General features: G+C 67.0%; 18 protein-coding genes. 5 read left to right on the top strand and 13 right to left on the bottom strand.

Annotated elements, in window-relative coordinates; genetic code table 11:
• Window positions 1-32 precede the first annotated feature (32 nt).
• Window positions 33-1,211, top strand: a complete 1,179-nt coding sequence (gene mutY, locus E5S69_RS06930; RefSeq protein ID WP_171514272.1) for an A/G-specific adenine glycosylase — start codon at window positions 33-35, stop codon at window positions 1,209-1,211.
• Between the two features lie 24 nt (window positions 1,212-1,235).
• On the opposite strand, the gene E5S69_RS06925 is transcribed toward mutY, so the two are convergent.
• From E5S69_RS06925 to E5S69_RS06875, 11 genes are all read right to left on the bottom strand, one after another.
• Entirely contained in the window at window positions 1,236-1,895 is a 660-nt protein-coding gene (locus tag E5S69_RS06925; protein WP_171514457.1) for an LON peptidase substrate-binding domain-containing protein, read from the bottom strand.
• A 92-nt stretch (window positions 1,896-1,987) separates the two neighbouring features.
• Window positions 1,988-2,869, bottom strand: coding sequence for an RNase adapter RapZ (gene rapZ, locus E5S69_RS06920; RefSeq protein WP_171514271.1), 882 nt, complete (start codon window positions 2,867-2,869; stop codon window positions 1,988-1,990).
• 108 nt (window positions 2,870-2,977) lie between these two features.
• Window positions 2,978-3,370 carry a PsiF family protein gene (locus E5S69_RS06915; RefSeq protein ID WP_171514270.1) on the bottom strand — a complete coding sequence of 131 codons (393 nt, stop codon included), beginning with the start codon at window positions 3,368-3,370 and terminating at the stop codon, window positions 2,978-2,980.
• Between the two features lie 172 nt (window positions 3,371-3,542).
• A complete protein-coding gene (gene hprK / locus E5S69_RS06910; RefSeq protein WP_012351664.1) occupies window positions 3,543-4,514 on the bottom strand; it encodes an HPr(Ser) kinase/phosphatase in 972 nt (323 codons plus the stop codon).
• A gap of 81 nt (window positions 4,515-4,595) precedes the next feature.
• Entirely contained in the window at window positions 4,596-5,051 is a 456-nt protein-coding gene (locus tag E5S69_RS06905; RefSeq protein ID WP_171514269.1) for a PTS sugar transporter subunit IIA, read from the bottom strand.
• Window positions 5,052-5,401: 350 nt separating this feature from the next.
• Entirely contained in the window at window positions 5,402-5,752 is a 351-nt protein-coding gene (gene hpf, locus E5S69_RS06900) for a ribosome hibernation-promoting factor, HPF/YfiA family (protein ID WP_010814386.1), read from the bottom strand.
• Window positions 5,753-5,800: 48 nt separating this feature from the next.
• Complete coding sequence (locus tag E5S69_RS06895) at window positions 5,801-7,279, bottom strand: RNA polymerase factor sigma-54 (protein ID WP_171514268.1); 1,479 nt, start codon at window positions 7,277-7,279, stop codon at window positions 5,801-5,803.
• Between the two features lie 121 nt (window positions 7,280-7,400).
• The gene (gene lptB / locus E5S69_RS06890) at window positions 7,401-8,201 is read right to left on the bottom strand and encodes an LPS export ABC transporter ATP-binding protein (RefSeq protein ID WP_171514267.1); all 801 of its coding nucleotides are present in this window, start codon (window positions 8,199-8,201) and stop codon (window positions 7,401-7,403) included.
• A gap of 57 nt (window positions 8,202-8,258) precedes the next feature.
• A complete protein-coding gene (lptA, locus tag E5S69_RS06885; RefSeq protein WP_171514266.1) occupies window positions 8,259-8,909 on the bottom strand; it encodes a lipopolysaccharide transport periplasmic protein LptA in 651 nt (216 codons plus the stop codon).
• A 77-nt stretch (window positions 8,910-8,986) separates the two neighbouring features.
• Complete coding sequence (lptC, locus tag E5S69_RS06880) at window positions 8,987-9,616, bottom strand: LPS export ABC transporter periplasmic protein LptC (protein WP_171514265.1); 630 nt, start codon at window positions 9,614-9,616, stop codon at window positions 8,987-8,989.
• A gap of 42 nt (window positions 9,617-9,658) precedes the next feature.
• Entirely contained in the window at window positions 9,659-10,642 is a 984-nt protein-coding gene (locus tag E5S69_RS06875; protein ID WP_171514264.1) for a KpsF/GutQ family sugar-phosphate isomerase, read from the bottom strand.
• Window positions 10,643-10,786: 144 nt separating this feature from the next.
• Here E5S69_RS06875 and E5S69_RS06870 point away from each other — a divergent pair, with 144 nt between their 5' ends.
• Entirely contained in the window at window positions 10,787-12,766 is a 1,980-nt protein-coding gene (locus E5S69_RS06870) for a monovalent cation:proton antiporter-2 (CPA2) family protein (RefSeq protein ID WP_171514263.1), read from the top strand.
• Window positions 12,767-12,809: 43 nt separating this feature from the next.
• On the opposite strand, the gene E5S69_RS06865 is transcribed toward E5S69_RS06870, so the two are convergent.
• Window positions 12,810-13,184, bottom strand: coding sequence for a ribbon-helix-helix domain-containing protein (locus tag E5S69_RS06865; protein ID WP_171514262.1), 375 nt, complete (start codon window positions 13,182-13,184; stop codon window positions 12,810-12,812).
• Window positions 13,185-13,282: 98 nt separating this feature from the next.
• Window positions 13,283-13,861 carry a DJ-1/PfpI family protein gene (locus E5S69_RS06860; RefSeq protein ID WP_171514261.1) on the bottom strand — a complete coding sequence of 193 codons (579 nt, stop codon included), beginning with the start codon at window positions 13,859-13,861 and terminating at the stop codon, window positions 13,283-13,285.
• Window positions 13,862-14,045: 184 nt separating this feature from the next.
• Here E5S69_RS06860 and E5S69_RS06855 point away from each other — a divergent pair, with 184 nt between their 5' ends.
• The 3 genes from E5S69_RS06855 to E5S69_RS06845 all read left to right on the top strand — a co-directional run bounded on the left by E5S69_RS06855 (window position 14,046) and on the right by E5S69_RS06845 (window position 17,160).
• Window positions 14,046-14,618 (top strand): adenine phosphoribosyltransferase, encoded by a 573-nt coding sequence (locus E5S69_RS06855; protein WP_171514260.1) that lies wholly within the window; start codon window positions 14,046-14,048, stop codon window positions 14,616-14,618.
• Window positions 14,619-14,658: 40 nt separating this feature from the next.
• Window positions 14,659-15,270 carry a LysE family translocator gene (locus E5S69_RS06850; RefSeq protein WP_171514259.1) on the top strand — a complete coding sequence of 204 codons (612 nt, stop codon included), beginning with the start codon at window positions 14,659-14,661 and terminating at the stop codon, window positions 15,268-15,270.
• A gap of 210 nt (window positions 15,271-15,480) precedes the next feature.
• Window positions 15,481-17,160, top strand: coding sequence for a Na/Pi cotransporter family protein (locus E5S69_RS06845; protein WP_171514258.1), 1,680 nt, complete (start codon window positions 15,481-15,483; stop codon window positions 17,158-17,160).
• Window positions 17,161-17,163: the final 3 nt, after the last annotated feature.

Raw genomic sequence — 17,163 nt, 5'->3', positions numbered from 1 at the left:
TCCATGTCCGCGCGCCAGGCCGTTGCACACCGATGCCCCGCAAACCAGCCCCCCGCACCCTTCCCGCCCTGCCCGATGACCTCTGCGTGCCGCCCGGCTTCGGCGCGCGCGTGGTCGACTGGCAGCGACAGCATGGACGGCACGACCTGCCGTGGCAGAACACCCGCGATCCGTACCGCATCTGGCTGTCCGAGATCATGCTGCAGCAGACCCAGGTCACCGCGGTGATCGACTATTTCCAGCGTTTTGTGGCGCAGCTGCCCACGGTGCAGGACTTGGCGGCGGCGCCTGCCGACCAGGTGATGGCGCTGTGGGCCGGGCTGGGCTATTACTCGCGCGCGCGCAATCTGCATCGCTGCGCCATGCAGGTGGTCAGCGAGCACGGCGGCCGCTTCCCCACGGATCCCGCGGTGCTGGTTACGTTGCCGGGCATCGGCCGCTCCACCGCGGCGGCCATTGCCGCGTTCAGCGCGGGGGTGCGCTCGCCGATCCTGGACGGCAACGTCAAGCGTGTGTTCGCGCGCTGCTTCGGCATCCATGGCCATCCGGGCCAGCGCGCGGTGGAAACGCGCATGTGGCAGCTGGCGGAACAGGCCTTGCCGGCGTCAGGCCCGCGCCAGGCCGAGGACATGGTGGCCTATACGCAGGGCCTGATGGACCTGGGCGCGACGGTGTGCTCGCGCGGCAAGCCGGCCTGCCTGGCCGATGCGAGCGCGTGCCCGCTGTCGGCCGATTGCGTGGCGCGCCGCGACGGCCTGACCGGCGTGCTGCCCACACCCAGGGCGCGCGCAGCCATCCCCGAGCGCAGCACGGTGATGCTGCTGGTGCGGCGCGAGCGCAAAGTGCTGCTGCGCCTGCGTCCGGACAGCGGCATCTGGGGCGGCCTGTGGAGCCTGCCCGAGATGCCGGTCGACACCGTGCCGTTCGATGCTGAAGACGCCGAGACCCGGGCGCTCGACTACGCGCGCGCTTTCGGCACGCCCGCGCGCGCTGCGCTGAGCGGCGAGCTGACCCATGTGTTCACGCACTTCCGCCTGCTGATCCGCGCGATCCGCGTTGACCTGAGCGCGGGCGATGCCAACCTGCTGGAGCAGGACCGCGCGGCGCCATCCGGCCTACGCTGGCTTTCGCTCGACGATCTCGATGCGGTAGGCACGCCCGCGCCAGTGCGCCGGCTGCTGGAAGACCAGGCGCGGGTGGGCTTGTTCTGAACTTGGGGCAGGGCGGAACGCCGCCTACAGCATGTGGTTCTGGCGCATGTAGCGGTGCACGATCTCGATGCGCATGCCGGCGTCGGGCAAGGCCATCAGCATTTGCTTGGCCTTCAGCGGCACCGGCAGCAGCTCGCACAGCCGGTTGGCAACCCAGCTCGGGTCGTCCCACAGGTAGGGCTCGTCGAAAGGCAGCCGGTCGGGCTGCTCGGCGTGCAGCCGCGTGACGATGCGGCGCAGCGCGTCCAGGCATTCGCCCAGCAATTCGAGCTTGCAGTCGATGATGTCGGGCGGGAGCTGCTCGGCGCGCGCCACCATCAAGCCGTCGTCGCGGGTTTCATGGCTGAGGATATGGAAGCGCTCGCGGCCGCGCGCGCGAATCAGCAGCACGCCAAGTTGCTCCATGTTGCAGTCGACGATCTCGGCCAGGCAGCCGACCAGCTCGGGCACGGTGGCCTGGTTGGGCCGGGCCACTTCGTCGCCGCTGGCGATCAGGCACACGCCGAATGGCGCGCTGTCGCGCAGGCAGTTGCGCACCATGTCGACATAGCGCGCCTCGAACACGCGCAGCGGCAGCCGCCCACCGGGAAACAGCACCGTGTGCAACGGGAACAGCGGCAGGTTGTCGAGCGTCCGGGGCGGGTCTTCTGACCCTGTGGGACGGTAGAGGTCGGTCGAGGACATGCGTGCAGGCTTGGGGTCGCGCAGCATTTGGGCCGCCAGGCCGACGCTGCGCTCAGGTGCCCGGTGAAGCCCGGGCGGCCATGCCGCGTGCGTCAGCCCGCCGGTGCGAGCTCTCGGTGTCTGACCAGCACATTACCATGTGCCCGGAAATAGTTGGCCAGCCTTTCCGCAATATAGACCGAGCGATGCTGGCCGCCGGTGCAGCCGATCGCCACGGTCAGGTAGCTGCGGTTGTCGGCGATGAAGCTTGGTAGCCACTTTTCCACGTAGGCGCGGATATCCTCGGCCATCGCCAGCACCATTGGCTGGGCCTGCAGGAAGTCGATCACCGGCGTGTCGCGGCCCGTCAGCGGCCGCAGCGCCAGGTCGTAGTACGGATTGGGCAGCGAACGCACGTCGAACACCATGTCGGCGTCGCTGGGCACGCCGTGCTTGAAGCCGAACGATTCGAACAGCAGCGTCAGCCGCTGGCTGTCGTCGCGGATCAGCTCCTTGATCCAGCTGCGCAGCGTATTGGTGCGCACATTGCTGGTGTCGATCCGGTGCGCGGCTTCGGCCAGCGGGCTCAGCAGCGCGCGCTCCATCTCGATCGCTTCCATCAGCGCCGTGTCATTGAAGGCCGGGGCTTCGCCCGGAGCGGCGCCGTCGGTGCGCGCCGACAGAGGGTGGCGCCGGCGCGTTTCGGAGTAGCGCTGCACCAGGGCATCGGTGCTGGCGGTCAGGAAAATGACCTCGACCTTGTGCTCGGGGGCCAGCGCGCGCACGGTGTCGGGCAACTGGTCCAGCGATTCCCGGCTGCGGATGTCGGTGGCCACGCCCAGGTGCGTATAGCCCTGGCTGTCGAGGTAGCGGGTCAGTTCAGGGATGAACTGGGCTGGCAAGTTGTCGACGCAGTAATAGCCTGCATCTTCCAGGACGTTCAGTGCGACGGACTTGCCGGAACCGGATATGCCGGTGATGAGGATGATGCGCATAGCACCTGAAGCATAGCATCAGGTGCTGGCTGCGTCATGACAGCACGTTGACACCAATAAAAATGGCGAACCTTCCGGTTCGCCATGCTGCTTCGCCAGTGGCGGCGCTCAGGCTGCCTTCGACAGGCATTCCTTCATGTAGGCCTTGTATTCGTCGCCCTTCTTGCCCTTGCCGGACTTGCTGCACGAAGCCATCTTGTCCTGCTGGGTCTTCGGTGCGCCCGATTTCGACAGGCATTCCTTCATGAACGCCTTGCGTTCATCGCCTTTCTTGCCGGAGGCTTGCGTGTTGCAAGACTTCATTTTGTCTTGCTGGGTATTGGCCGCTGGCTTGTCCGGATTGGCCGGGGTAGCAGGCGTGGCGGGCATCGCAGGCGTTGCCGGGGCGGTCGCGGATGGCTTGGCCGGCGAAGCGGGTGTGGCCGGCGTGGCGGTCTGCGCAAATGCGCTGGCCGCGAACAAGGGGGTCACCAGCGCGCATATTGCAATCAGGGTCTTCATGCTTGCTCTCCTCGGGGGTGGAAAACTTCATGGCCGCGCGCCGGGGTCGGCGTTGCAGCTCAGGTAACGGGCGTGATGCCCATTACAGCACAAAACGAAGCATGCCTGACAAACGTTGACGGGAGGTTGCTACGCCGTTGTAAGCAATTGAAAGCCGCGGTCGGCGGTGGCGTTAGAGCAGCCGACCCTGCCCGCGCGAGACAGCATCGGCCTGCATCGCGGCGCGCTGGCGATCCATGAAATCGCGCAGCGTGTCGATGCCGCGCAGGCGCAGGATGGTGTTGCGCACGGCGGCCTCGACCAGCACGGCAAGGTTGCGGCCGGCCGCAACCTGGATCTTGACCATGTGGATCGGCAGCCCGAGCACGTCCAGGTATTGCGAATCCAGCGGCAGCCGCTCGAACTCGCCATCGTTGCGCCGCACCAGCTGCACCACCAGCTTGATCTTCATCTTCCGCCGCACCGCGGTCTCGCCGAAGATGGTCTTGATGTCGAGCAGCCCCAGGCCGCGCACTTCGAGCAGGTTCTGCAGCAGCGGCGGACAGCGGCCTTCGATGAAGTCGGGCCCGAGCCGGACGAAATCGACCGCGTCGTCGGCCACCAGCCCGTGGCCGCGCGAGATCAGTTCCAGGCCAAGTTCGCTCTTGCCCAGTCCCGATTCGCCCATGATCAGCACGCCCATGCCCAGGATGTCGAGAAATACGCCATGCATGGTCACGCGCGGCGCCGAGATGCGCGACAGGTACAGGCGCAGGTGGTCGATCACCGCCGCGGACGACACCGGCGTAGTGAACAGGGGCGTCGACGAGCGCGTGCAGCGCAGTTCCAGGTCCGGAGGCGGCTCCATGCCGTCGGCGATCACCAGGAAGGGCGGCTCCAGCAGGATCAGCTCGCCCATCTGGCGCTTGCGGGTCTCGTCGTCCAGCCGCTGGTAGTACGTGATCTCGGGTTTGCCAAGCACCTGGATCCGGTTCGGGTGGATCAGGTTGAGGTGGCCCACCAGGTCTGCGGCGGAGGTCGCTTCGCGGGCGAACTCTACGTCAAAGGCGCGGTCCGCGCCTTCCAGGCCGGCGACCCACGAGAGTTTGAGGTCGGCTGCGTTGTCGTCGAAGATAGACTGGGAGGTGACGCCGGTGAGTTCCATGCGGGTTGACTGGTAAGGCGGACTGCGAAGCGCGTGGCGCCTGCCCGGTCTGGTGCCGGCCCGCTCTGGGGAATCAGTGGATCAGGGATGCCATGCGATCAGCAGTTCATGCACGGCATCGGGCGTGGGCAGTGTCGCCAGGCCCTCGCGCATGTCGCGATCCGACAGCAGTTGTGCGATCTCGGACAGAATTTCCAGGTGCTGCTGCGTGGCCTGTTCCGGCACCAGCAGGAAGATCAGCAGCGAAACCGGCTTGCCGTCCGGCGATTCGAACGGAATCGGCTCGCCCAGCCGCATAAAGGCGGCCAGGGGTTGCTTGAGGCCCTTGATGCGCCCGTGCGGGATCGCCACGCCGGCGCCGAGTCCGGTCGAGCCCAGCGACTCGCGCGCGAACAAGTTATCGGTCACGATGGCGCGCGCCACGCCATGATTGTTCTCGAAGAGGAGGCCGGCCTGCTCGAACACACGCTTCTTGCTGGTGACGCTGACGTCGAGGGTGATGTTGCCGGGTGGCAGCAATTTGGCCAAACGATTCATGGGCGATGCGCAGGATTTCAGTTAGCGGGCGGACCGTTCCGCCGGGCAACGGACGGCTCCCTGGCCGCCGCCGGCGCGGCTGGGAGGCGTCCGGCCCATTATAGAGCAGCGGCTCGGCTCGCATTGTGCGGTGCAGCGCGAGCAGGCGCGGCCACGATTTTCTCTCTCTTTGTATGGCGCAGCATACACCTTGGCGCTGCGCTTGCGAACACCTCGGGTTCCTATGCGTGACAGGGTTGGCTCCGCTGCCACAGCCGAGCCGGCGCCAAGGCGCAAAAAAGCCGCGCTTCGCGGCGCGGCTTGCCTGTGGAATCCTGGTTCAGCAGCCCGTTTCGGGCTGCCGGGCACGGTTACTGCTGCATTTGCGCGGCGGCCATCTGGTACTTGACCGCTTCGCGGTCGTGGCCTTGCACGCGATCCTTGTAGCGAATCACCTGACGGTCCAGCTTGTCGACGAGTGCGTCGATCGCCGCATACAGGTCTTCGTGATGCGCCTCGACAAAGATGTCCTTGCCCTTGAGATGCAGATTGATTTCCGCGTACTGGCGCCGGTCCTTTTCCTTGTGATTGTCGACAGAGAGCAGCACGCTAACGCCAATGACTTGATCGAAATGCCTGACGATTCGCTCCAGCTTCGTTTCCACGTACTCACGCAGAGGGGGCGTGATGTCCAGGTGGTGTCCACTGATCTTGAAGTTCATAGCGCTTCTCCTTCTGAAAGAGCCTCACCAGGCAGGCGGTGGGCTCGGCTACAAAGACTTGCGGAGATTCACTGCGGGGATCTTCAGGGCTTCGCGATATTTGGCAACGGTGCGGCGTGCGACAACGAAGCCTTGCTCACCCAGCAGTTCGGCGATGCGACTGTCGGAAAGGGGATTCCTCGGGTCTTCGGCTCCTATCAGTTGCTTGATCAAGGCGCGGATGGCCGTTGATGAAGCCGCGCCACCGGTTTCGGTGGACACGTGGCTACCGAAGAAGTACTTCAATTCGAAAGTACCCATCGGTGTAGCCATGTATTTATTGGTCGTCACCCGGGAGATGGTTGACTCGTGTAAACCCAGTGTATCGGCAATCTCCCGCAAAACCAAGGGGCGCATGGCGATTTCACCGTGGGTGAAAAAGTTCTTTTGACGCTCGACAATGGCCTGCGAGACACGCAGGATGGTGTCGAACCTTTGCTGGATGTTCTTGATCAGCCAGCGCGCCTCCTGCAGCTTCTGTTGCAGCCCCGCGGTGCCGGTTTCGCCCTTGGCGCCGCGCAGGATCTGCGCATACATATCGTTGATGCGCAGCCTCGGCATCACATCGGGATTGAGCTGCGCGGTCCAGCCGCCGCTGCCTTTGCGCACGAACACGTCGGGCACCACGAAATCGGCTTCGGGGCGGCTGTACGCATGGCCCGGGTAGGGGGCCAGCGAGCGGATCAGGTCGTGCGCGGCCTTCAGCGCGACTTCATCGACCTGCAGTGCCTTCTTCAGCCGCGTGTAGTCGCGTACCGCAAGCAGTTCCAGGTGATGGGTAACGATGGTCAGCGCCAGTTCGCGCTGCGGGTGGGTCAGGCGGCGCAATTGCAGCGCCAGGCATTCGGCGGCATTGCGCGCGCCCACGCCGGGCGGATCGAAGCTCTGCAGCAGGGTCAGGATGGCGTGGACTTCGTCGGGGTCGAACTCGAGCTCTTCGGGCAGTTCCGCGAAAATCTCTTCGAGCGAGGCGCTCAGGTAGCCATCGTCATCGAGGGATTCGATCAGGAAGATGGCGAGACCCTTGTCGCGCGCCGAGATCTTCAGCGGTGTCAACTGCTCCATCAGGTATTCGCGCAGCGTGGGCTCGGCATCGCGCAGCTGCATCGGCGTCTTTTCATCTTCGTCGCCTTGCGGGCGCCGGGCGAAGTCGTCCAGGCTCCAGTCGCCATTGCTGTAGTCGTCGCCGCTGCTGTTGTCGCCGTAGCTGTCATCGGCGGCGCCGTCGGCGCGCGCGTCGCCATTGCCCTGGGGCTCGGCCGGGGCGGGCGCGGGGGCGCTCTGTAAGTTGACCGAGCCATCGGCCGCCACGCGCAGCGGGCTTTCGATCCAGTCGTTCTCTCGTTCGAGCAGCGGGTTTTCGGTCAGCGCCTGTTCGACTTCCTGCTGCAGTTCCAGCGTGGAAAGCTGCAGCAGCCGGATCGACTGTTGCAGCTGCGGAGTCAGTGCCAGGTGCTGGGAGAGGCGAAGCTGTAGCGACGGTTTCATGCGACCTATTTTATGCGCATCTTTCCGATGTTGGAACGGAAATTGCTATCGCTGATGCGCCGTGATCGCCGCTGGCTCTCTGCCACGCCGCCAGGGCCGCCCGCGCGGGGCGGCCGCCTTGTCACATGCGGAAGTTCTCGCCCAGATAGACGCGCCGCACGGCGTCATTGGCAATGATGTCTTCCGGCTGGCCCGAAGCCAGCACCGTGCCTTCGCTGATGATGTAGGCGTGATCGCAGATGCCGAGCGTCTCGCGCACGTTGTGGTCGGTGATCAGCACGCCGATATTGCGTGCCTTGAGGAAGCTGACGATGCGCTGGATCTCGCCCACGGCAATCGGGTCCACGCCGGCGAAGGGTTCGTCCAGCAGGATAAAGCGCGGCGATGACGCCAGTGCGCGGGCGATTTCAACGCGGCGGCGCTCGCCGCCGGACAGCGACAGTGCCGGGTTGTTGCGCAGGTGGGCAATCTGCAGATCGTCCAGCAGGGAATCCAGGCGACGCTCGATCTCGGCCTTGGCCAGCGGCTTGCCCTGGTCCTGCTGCAGCTCCAGCACCGCGCGGATATTTTCCTCGACATTGAGCTTGCGGAACACCGAGGCTTCCTGCGGCAGGTACGACAGCCCCATGCGCGCGCGCTCGTGGATCGGCAGGCCGCTGATGTGGTCGCCGTCGAGCACGATGTCGCCTTCGTCCAGGGCCACCAGGCCAACGATCATGTAGAACGACGTGGTCTTGCCGGCGCCATTGGGGCCGAGCAGGCCGACCACCTCGCCGCTCTTCACGTCGAGCGAGACGTCCTTGACCACCGTGCGCGAGCCATAGCGCTTCTTCAGGTGGCGCACGACCAGCGTGCTGCCACCGGGCAGGACGGCGTTGGCTGCGACGGAAGGCTTCTCGGCGAGGGTGGCGTTATCGGTCATGGGTACGGTCAGGCGTTCAGGCGTGGCAGTCGCCGGCGCGGGGGCCGGCCACTGGCGTCAGGGTTTGTTGGCGGGCGCGGGCGCGGGCTTCAGGTCCAGCGGCGAGCCGCCGCCGCCCGCGGCGCCGGACTTCTGGTCCTGGCGCGGCGACAGCACCGCGCGCACCCGGCCGGACGGATTGGCTGCCGCGGCATCGCCGCTGCCGCCGCCGGCGGCAGTGTAGAGTTCCTTGCGGCTGTCGTAGGTCAGCACCGCGCCGCGGATCTCGTCGAGTTGCTTGGCGCCCTGCAACCGCGCCATGCGGGCGTTGCCGATCAGCTTGGAGAATTCCTGCTTGCCGTCGTATTCGATGCGGTCGCCCCAGCCGTCGATGTATTCGTCGACGCCTTCGCGTTTCTGGCGGATATAGGCTTGCTTGCCCTGCTTCGAGGTGGCCACGGCGAACTGGTAGCCCTCCGGGTCGGTGCGCAGTTCGGCGGCGTCGGACTTCAGGATCATGGTGCCCTTGGTCAGCACCACGTTGCCGCTCAGCGTATAGATCTGCTTGACGTCGTCGTAGCTGGCGTTGTCCGCCTCGAGCACCATCGGCTTGTCGCGGTCCGCGCGCTCGGCAAAAGCAGGCTGGGCCAGCAGGCCGAAGGCCATGGCCAGCGCGAGCAGGGCCGGGGCGGTGCGTCGACGGGACGATGTCGTCAGGGAAGCGGTCATGTTAACAGGGTTGCTTGAGGGCGTCTGGATGCGTGATGGTGCGGATTGCGCGGAAATTGGTGCGCGCGGCGCGGGGCTCAGGACCCTGGCGCCCGGCCCGGCGACGGCCCGGTGATGATGGTGCCGCGTACATTGCCGAGCAATTGTACTTCGCGAGTGACGTTGTTGAAGATCAGGCCGTTGGCGGTCATGACCGACGGGCCGCGCGTCAGCTTGACCGGCTTGTCGGTCTTGACGATGTCGTCATTGACCAGCAGCTGGAAATAGCTCGACGCCGCGGTCAGTTGCGGGTCCTTGGACGGGTCCGTGCCCTGCTGGCGCAGCACGTAGCCATTGCCGTACAGGTCGATCACCGTGCCTTCGGCGTTCATGCGGCCGGTGTCGGCACGCGCGGTCACCGGCGGGCGGTCCGGCTCATAGGCGCGCATGGCGGGACGCGTGACCTCGTAGGTCTGGTCATCCTCGAAATGGACCATGCGCTCGCCGGTGAAGCGGATCTTGGTGCTGCCGTCCAGCGCCAGCTCGGTGGCCGAGAAGCGGTCCATGAAGTAATCCGGCTCGTGCTTCTTGGTGGCCTGCGCGGCCTGGTCTTCCTTGGGGGAGTTGATCTGGACCAGCCAGAACGTGCTGCCCGCCACGAAGGCCATCAGCAGCAGCGGCAGCAGCCGCATGACGATGCCGCTGAGGGAGGCGAGGAGTGCCTGCATGGTGTCCTTGGCGTAATCCTGGTGGTGGCGGCCCGCGGCCGCTCAGATGACCTTGGCGCGGGTCAGGTCGTGGATATGCAGCGCGCCGGTCAGGCGCCCTTCGTCGTCCACCACCAGCAACTGGTTGATGCGGTTGGCTTCCATCACCTGCACGGCTTCCACCGCCAGCCGATCCTGGTTGACCACGTGCGGGTTGCGGTGCATGACCTCGCCGATCGGCACGGTCTTCCAGTCGCGCGGGGTTTCCAGCAGGCGGCGCAGGTCGCCGTCGGTGAACACGCCGATGGCGCGCCCGTCGGGATCGACCACCGCGGTCATGGCCATGCCCTTGCGGGTGATTTCCATCAGCGCCTGGGCCAGCGGCGTGCTTTCGCGCACCTCGGGCACGGCGTTGCCGGTGCGCATCACGTCGCGCACGTGGGTCAGCAGCTTGCGTCCGAGCGCGCCGCCGGGGTGCGAGCGGGCGAAATCTTCCTCGCCGAAGCCGCGCGCATCGAGCACTGCTACCGCGAGCGCGTCGCCCAGCGCCAGCGCGGCGGTGGTGCTGGCGGTCGGCGCCAGGTTCAGCGGGCAGGCTTCCTTCTCGACCGCCGCGTCCAGGTGGACGTCGGCCAGCTTGGCGAGGTTGGACGCCGGGTTGCCGGTGACCGAGATCAGGCGCGCGCCGATGCGCTTGACGATCGGGATGATCGACAGCAGCTCGCCGGTCTCGCCGGAATTGGAGAAGGCGATCAGAACGTCGTCGCGCGTGACCATGCCGAGGTCGCCGTGGCTGGCCTCGGCGGGGTGCACGAAGAACGCGGGGGTGCCGGTCGAGGCCAGCGTGGCCGCAACCTTGCGCCCGATATGGCCGGACTTGCCGATGCCGGAAACGACCACGCGCCCGGTGCATTGCAGGATCAGCTGCACGGCATGGGCAAAGTCGCCGTTCAGGCGGGCGGAAAGTGCGGAAACCGCGTCGGCTTCAGTCTGGAGTGTGTCGCGGGCGAGCCTGAGTGCTCGATCCGCATCGAAATTGGCTATCATGGCGACGAAGTATACCAACGAATGCGACGGCACCTGGCCCGGCCCATGGCGTGCGTCGTGCTCGCCCGTGCTCGCCGTATGTCCGCCGGCTGGGTGCCCGTGCCGGGTCGGCCGCGCGCCTCACCGGTCACCCTGACCGCCTTGATGCATTCTCCGCTGGAACTGACCCTGGTGCTGCTGGCCGCCGCCGTGTTCGGCGTGGTCGCATTCCGCATGCTGCAGCTGCCGCCCATGCTGGGCTACCTGGCCGTCGGCATCCTGATTGGCCCGCATGCGCTGGGGCTGGCCAGCGACACCGCGCAGACCAAGTACCTGGCCGAGTTCGGCGTGGTCTTCCTGATGTTCTCGATCGGGCTGGAATTCAGCCTGGCCAAGCTGCGCGCGATGAAGCGGCTGGTGTTCGGCCTGGGCGGCTCGCAGGTGGTGCTGTCGATGCTGGCGGTGGTGCCGGCGAGCTGGGCGTTCAACTGGCTGTTCCCGCTGTCCTGGCAGGCCTCGGTGGCGCTGGGCGGGGCCCTGGCCATGTCTTCCACCGCCATCGTGTCCAAGATGCTGTCCGAGCGCATGGAGCTGGAGAGCGAGCACGGGCGCAATATCATCAGCATCTTGCTGTTCCAGGACCTGGCGGTGGTGCCGCTGCTGATCGTCATTCCGGCGCTGTCGCAGGATCCGGGCGACCTGATGAAGGCGCTCGGCCTGGCCACGCTCAAGATCGTGGTCGCGCTGGGCGCCATCTTCTTCCTCGGCCAGCGCCTGATGAGCCGCTGGTTCCATGTGGTGGCGGCACGCCGCTCGCAGGAACTGTTCATGCTGAACCTGCTGCTGGTGACGCTGGGCATGGCGGCGCTGACCGAGCGGCTGGGCCTGTCGATGGCGCTGGGGGCCTTCATGGCGGGCATGCTGATCTCCGAGACGCCGTACCGCCACCAGGTGGAGGAAGACATCAAGCCGTTCCGCGACGTGCTGCTGGGGCTGTTCTTCGTCACCATCGGCATGCTGCTCAATATCCGCGTGGTGCTGGACCACATCTGGCTGGTGCTGGCGCTGCTGGTGGTGCCGGTGCTGTTCAAGCTGGTGCTGATCACGGTGCTGGCGCGGGTGTTCGGCTCGCGCCAGGGCGTGGCCATCCGCACCGGGCTGGGGCTGGCGCAGGCGGGCGAGTTCGGCTTCGTGCTGCTGAACCAGATCGACGGCCTGAACCTGGTCGATCCGGTGCTGATCCAGGTGATCCTGGCGTCGATGCTGCTGTCGATGCTGGCCGCGCCGTTTCTGATCCAGTACAGCGACGCCATCGTGCTGCGCTTTGCCGCCAACGAATGGCTGATGCAGTCGCTGAACATGACCCGCATCGCCGCGCAAAGCCTGCAGACCGAGAAGCACGCCATCATCTGCGGCTTCGGCCGCAGCGGACAGAACCTGGCGCACATGCTCGAGCGCGAGGGCATCAACTATGTGGCGCTCGACCTGGACCCCGACCGCGTGCGCGAGGCCGCCAGCGCGGGCGATACCGTGGTCTACGGCGACGCGGCCCGGCGCGAGGCCCTGATTGCCGCGGGTATCCACCGTGCCGCCGCGGTGGTCGTGACCTATGCCAACACGCAGTCGGCGCTGAAGGTGCTGCACCATGTCCAGGAGCTGGCGCCGGCGCTGCCGGTGATCGTGCGCACGGTCGACGATTCCGAACTGGACACGCTGCAGAAGGCCGGCGCCACCGAGGTGGTGCCCGAGATCATCGAAGGCAGCCTGATGCTGGCGTCGCACGCGCTGGTGCTGCTGGGCGTGCCGATGCGCCGGGTGGTGCGCGGCGTGCAGCAGGCGCGCGACGCGCGCTACAGCCTGCTGCGCGGCTATTTCCACGGCCGCGACGACGAAGAGGACATGGTCGAGCGCGAGTCGGTGCGGCTGCATTCCGTGTCGCTCGGGCCGCAGTCCACCGCGGTGGGCAGGCGCCTGGGCGTGCTGGGGCTGGAGCGCATCGGGGTCGAGGTGACAGCGGTGCGCCGGCGCGGCATCCGCGCCTTCGACCCGCAGCCCGAAACCGTGCTGGAGCCCGGCGATATCGTCGTGCTGCGCGGCCCGCCCGAGGCGCTGGAGGCCGCCGAGACAAGCATCCTGAACGGCTGAGCGCCGGCACGGGCAGGAGCGCGCCGCCGGCTCGGCGCGGGGTTCAGTGCGGCCGCGGCTCGACCCAGGAATCGGGCAGGTTGTCGAGCACCACGCGAGGGTCCAGGGAGCGGATCGGCACGTCGCGACTGGCCGGGATGCGGCCTTCGCCCTGCAGCATCAGGTAGCGCAGGCAGCACACCCGCAGGAAAGACGAGAAATTGGCCGCGACGGCCTCGCTGCCGCGGTGTTCGGTCAGTTCGTCGTGCAGGCGCGTGATCAGCTGGTTGACGGTCATGCCGTCGCGCTGCGCCAGTTCTTCCAGGACTTCCCAGAACAGGCTTTCCAGCCGGATGCTGGTGGCCGCGCCGTGCAGGCGCAGCGAGCGCGACTGGCTCTGGTACGACGCCGGATTGGCGCGGATAAAGATTTCACACATCAAAGGCTCCCTGGCGAGCGGCGCGGTGGGCAGGCTGGGCATGGCCGGCCGGGCCGGCAAGCCATGCGTCACGGGTGGGGCGCCGCGTGCGGAAAGCACTAATGTACGATCCGCGTGCCCAGCACCGCAAGGAACTGCGCCAGCCAGGCCGGATGCGCCGGCCACGCCGGGGCGGTGACGAGGTTGCCGTCGGTGTGGGCCTGGTCGACCGGGATATCGGCATAGGTGCCGCCGGCCAGCTTCACTTCGGGCGCGCAGGCGGGGTAGGCGGAGCAGGTCTTGCCTTCCAGTACGCCCGCTGCCGCCAGCAACTGGGCGCCATGGCACACCGCGGCGATGGGCTTGCCGGCCTGGGCGAAATGCCGCACGATCTCCAGCACGCGCGCGTTCAGGCGCAGGTACTCGGGGGCGCGGCCGCCGGGGATGACCAGCGCGTCGTAGCCGGCCGGGTCGATCTCGGCGAAGGTGGCGTTGAGGGTGAAGTTGTGGCCGCGCTTCTCGCTGTAGGTCTGGTCACCCTCGAAATCGTGGATCGCGGTGGCGCAGGCGTCGCCCGCCTGCTTGTCGGGGCACACCGCGTGAACGGCGTGGCCCACCATCTGCAGCGCCTGGAACGGCACCATGGTTTCGTAGTCCTCGGCGTAGTCGCCCACCAGCATCAGAATCTTTTTTGCCATCGTGGTCTCCTGTATGGTTACGGGTGTCCGGCGGGTGCCGGACGCGGCAGGCCGGTCCGGGCCGCCGGTCTGGCCATTTTGCTTGGCGGCCCGGTGGCGCGGGTGGTAACTGGCTACCGCGCCGGCCGCATCCGGCTGCCACCGCTTTCTTACCGGCGCGCCGCGCCTTCGTTCCCCGACCTCCATGGCAGATTCCATCACCCAGTCCCCCGACCTTGGCGACGTCACCGGCTACCTGCGCGAGCGCATCCGAACCGTGCCGGACTGGCCCCAGCCGGGCGTGATGTTCCGCGACATCACGCCGCTGCTGCAGAACCCCAAGACCCTGCGCGTGCTGATCGACGTGTTCGTGCACCGCTATATGGATGCGCAACTGGACCTGGTCGCCGGCATCGATGCGCGCGGCTTTATCCTGGGCGCGATCGTCGCGTATGAGCTGAACCTGGGGTTCGTGCCGATCCGCAAAAAGGGCAAGCTGCCGTTCCAGACCGTGGCCGAGGAATACGAACTGGAGTACGGCAGTGCCACGGTCGAGATCCACGCCGACGCCTGCAAGGCCGGCGACCGCGTGCTGCTGGTCGACGACCTGATCGCCACCGGCGGCACCATGATGGCCGGACGCAAGCTGCTGGAGCGCCTGGGTGCGACGGTGGTGGAGGGTGCCGCCATCGTCGACCTGCCGGAACTGGGCGGATCGAAGCTGCTGCACGGCGCCGGTCTGCCGTTGTTCACCGTGTGCAAGTTCGAGGGGCACTGAGCGATGCGTGCCCGCACCGAAACCCTCGCAAGGAATTTTCATGCCTGACTTGCTGCTGTTCCTGCTGACCTCCGTCGCCGTGACCGTGGCCCCCGGGCCGGACAACCTGCAGGTGCTGGCGCGCGGCATGGCGCAGGGGCGGCGCGCGGGACTGGTGGCGGCGCTGGGCTTTTCGGTCGGATGCCTGTTCCATACCGTGATTGCCGCGGTCGGGCTGGCCGCGGTGCTGCGCTCGTCGCCGCTGGCGTTCCAGCTGATCAAGTACGCCGGCGCCGCCTACCTGATCTGGATCGGCATCCAGGCGCTGCGGGCGAAGGGTGGGCTGGCACAGGGCGGCGATGTCGACGCCGTGCCGCTGGCGCGCGTGTTCCGCCAAAGTGTGCTGGGCAACATGATGAACCCCAAGGTGACACTGTTCTTCCTGGTGTTCCTGCCGCAGTTCGTGCGTGCCGATGCGGCGCACCCCGGGCTGCAGTTCCTGCTGCTGGGGGTGGTCTTCATGCTGGAGACCGCGGTGGTGTTCTCGCTGTTCGGGCTGTGCGCGGGCTGGCTGGGCGGATGGCTGCGCCGCCGGCCGGCCACGGGGCGCTGGCTGGACCGGGCCGCCGGGGCCATCTTCGTCGGGCTCGGCATCAAGGTCGCGCTGCCCTGAGCCGCGCCGCTCGCAGCCGGCGCACGCTGCGCTGCCGCATCGTCGCCGTGGCTGCCGACGGCGGCGCTGCCGTGTTGCAAGCGGCCCGCAGCGCGGGGCCATGGCGTTGCCGGTGCCGGGGCCCAGGCGCATAATGAGCCCTTGACAACGACACGATGACCGGGCGGAGCCTCCGTTCAGTATTCGGCACCGGTCACACAAAGGCGCACCATGGGCGTTCTCCTTCACCTGTTATCAGGCGTTGCCCTGCTCGTCTGGGGCACCAACATCGTCAAGGTCGGCATCCTGCGCGTCTACGGCGCCAACCTGCGCCACGTGCTGTCGACCAGCGTCTCCAACCGCTTCACCGCCTTTCTTGCTGGCCTGGGCGTCACCGGCCTGGTCCAGAGCAGCAATGCCACCGCGGTCATCGTCAGTTCCTTCGTCGGCCAGGGCCTGATTGCCGTGGCGCCGGCGCTGGCGATCATGCTGGGCGCCAACGTCGGCACCGCGCTGATGGTGCAGGTGTTCTCGCTGGACCTGTCGTGGCTGTCGCCGCTGCTGATCTTCGTCGGCGTGATCTGCCACCTGACCTGGAAGGGCAGCAAGCCCGGCCATGTGGGCCGCGTGCTGATCGGCCTGGGCCTGATCACGCTGGCGCTGGAACTGATCTCGATCGCGACCCGGCCGGTGGTGCAGGCCGCGGGCGTCAAGGTGCTGTTCGCCTCGCTGACCGGTGATTCGGGGCTGGACATGCTGGTCGGGGCCTTCCTGACCATCCTGTGCTATTCCAGCCTGGCCGTGGTGCTGTTCTGCGGCGCGCTGGCCTCGGCTGGCGTGGTGTCGATCCACGTGGCGCTGGCGCTGGTGCTGGGGGCCAACCTGGGCTCGGGCGTGTCGGCGCTGCTGACCACTTCCGGCAATAACCAGCCGGGCAAGCGCGTGACCCTGGGCAACCTGCTGTCGCGCCTGCTTGGCTGCCTGATCGCGCTGCCACTGCTGGGCCAGGCCGAGGAACTGCTGGCGCTGGTCGACCATGAGCCGCAACGGCTGATCGTCAACTTCCACCTGCTGTTCAATGTCGCGCTGGCGGTGCTGCTGCTCGGCGCCACGGCGCCGCTGGCGCGGCTGTGCGAGCGCGTGCTGCCGGGGCGCAATACCGGCGACAGCCAGGTCACGCCGCGGCATCTCGATACCGCCGCGCTGTCCACGCCCGCGCTGGCGCTGTCCAACGCCGCGCGCGAGGTGCTGCGCATTGGCGACCGCATCGAGCAGATGCTGGACAACATGCTGCGCGTGCTGCGCACCAACGATGCCAAGCTGGCCACCGCCACCTGCCGCATCGACAACGAGGTCGACGACCTCTACACCGCGATCAAGCTCTACCTGACCCGCATCAGCCTGGAAGCGCTGGACGAGCGCGACGGCCAGCGCTGGACCGAGATCATCTCGCTCACCATCAACCTGGAGCACGCTGGCGATATCATCGAGCGCATCCTGCTCGACACCAAGGACAAGAAGATCGCCCACAACCTGATGTTCTCCGAGGCCGGCATGCAGGAGATCGCCGAAATGCACGCGCGCCTGGTCGCCAACCTGCGGCTGGGTTTGTCGGTGTTTCTCAACGGCGACCTCAAGAGCGCGCAGGCGCTGATGGCGGAGAAGGCGAACTTCCGCGAATTGGAGCGCAAGTACGCGCGCACCCATCTGCAGCGCGTGGCGGTGCAAACCGCGGAAAGCATCGAGACCAGCTCGCTGCACCTGGACGTGATCAGCGAGCTGAAGCGGCTGAATTCTCTGTTCTGCGCGACTTCCTATCCGGTACTGGAGCAGGCCGGCGTGCTTAACCGCAGCCGGATGAAGGAAGACGATGTGCCGCCTGTTTCGACCGTACAGGCAGCGCGGTCCTGAGCG

Origin of the sequence: Cupriavidus necator (genome assembly GCF_013141915.1) — a bacterium.
GTDB lineage: Bacteria > Pseudomonadota > Gammaproteobacteria > Burkholderiales > Burkholderiaceae > Cupriavidus > Cupriavidus necator_B.
The sequence above is the reverse complement of the archived record's forward strand: the minus strand, read 5'-3'. Positions and strand labels throughout refer to the sequence as shown.

Bases quoted from the DNA above. Each gene is read 5' to 3' on its own strand.
- E5S69_RS06925 (WP_171514457.1), bottom strand. From the start codon at position 1,895: ATGTCCTCGACCGACCTCTACCGTCCCACAGGGTCAGAAGACCCGCCC.
- rapZ (WP_171514271.1), bottom strand. From the start codon at position 2,869: ATGCGCATCATCCTCATCACCGGCATATCCGGTTCCGGCAAGTCCGTC.
- E5S69_RS06860 (WP_171514261.1), bottom strand. From the start codon at position 13,861: ATGGCAAAAAAGATTCTGATGCTGGTGGGCGACTACGCCGAGGACTAC.
- E5S69_RS06875 (WP_171514264.1), bottom strand. From the start codon at position 10,642: ATGATAGCCAATTTCGATGCGGATCGAGCACTCAGGCTCGCCCGCGAC.
- E5S69_RS06870 (WP_171514263.1), top strand. From the start codon at position 10,787: ATGCATTCTCCGCTGGAACTGACCCTGGTGCTGCTGGCCGCCGCCGTG.
- mutY (WP_171514272.1), top strand. From the start codon at position 33: ATGCCCCGCAAACCAGCCCCCCGCACCCTTCCCGCCCTGCCCGATGAC.
- E5S69_RS06845 (WP_171514258.1), top strand. From the start codon at position 15,481: ATGGGCGTTCTCCTTCACCTGTTATCAGGCGTTGCCCTGCTCGTCTGG.
- E5S69_RS06850 (WP_171514259.1), top strand. From the start codon at position 14,659: ATGCCTGACTTGCTGCTGTTCCTGCTGACCTCCGTCGCCGTGACCGTG.
- E5S69_RS06905 (WP_171514269.1), bottom strand. From the start codon at position 5,051: ATGAATCGTTTGGCCAAATTGCTGCCACCCGGCAACATCACCCTCGAC.
- hpf (WP_010814386.1), bottom strand. From the start codon at position 5,752: ATGAACTTCAAGATCAGTGGACACCACCTGGACATCACGCCCCCTCTG.
- lptA (WP_171514266.1), bottom strand. From the start codon at position 8,909: ATGACCGCTTCCCTGACGACATCGTCCCGTCGACGCACCGCCCCGGCC.
- E5S69_RS06865 (WP_171514262.1), bottom strand. From the start codon at position 13,184: ATGTGTGAAATCTTTATCCGCGCCAATCCGGCGTCGTACCAGAGCCAG.
- lptB (WP_171514267.1), bottom strand. From the start codon at position 8,201: ATGACCGATAACGCCACCCTCGCCGAGAAGCCTTCCGTCGCAGCCAAC.
- hprK (WP_012351664.1), bottom strand. From the start codon at position 4,514: ATGGAACTCACCGGCGTCACCTCCCAGTCTATCTTCGACGACAACGCA.
- E5S69_RS06915 (WP_171514270.1), bottom strand. From the start codon at position 3,370: ATGAAGACCCTGATTGCAATATGCGCGCTGGTGACCCCCTTGTTCGCG.
- E5S69_RS06895 (WP_171514268.1), bottom strand. From the start codon at position 7,279: ATGAAACCGTCGCTACAGCTTCGCCTCTCCCAGCACCTGGCACTGACT.
- E5S69_RS06855 (WP_171514260.1), top strand. From the start codon at position 14,046: ATGGCAGATTCCATCACCCAGTCCCCCGACCTTGGCGACGTCACCGGC.
- lptC (WP_171514265.1), bottom strand. From the start codon at position 9,616: ATGCAGGCACTCCTCGCCTCCCTCAGCGGCATCGTCATGCGGCTGCTG.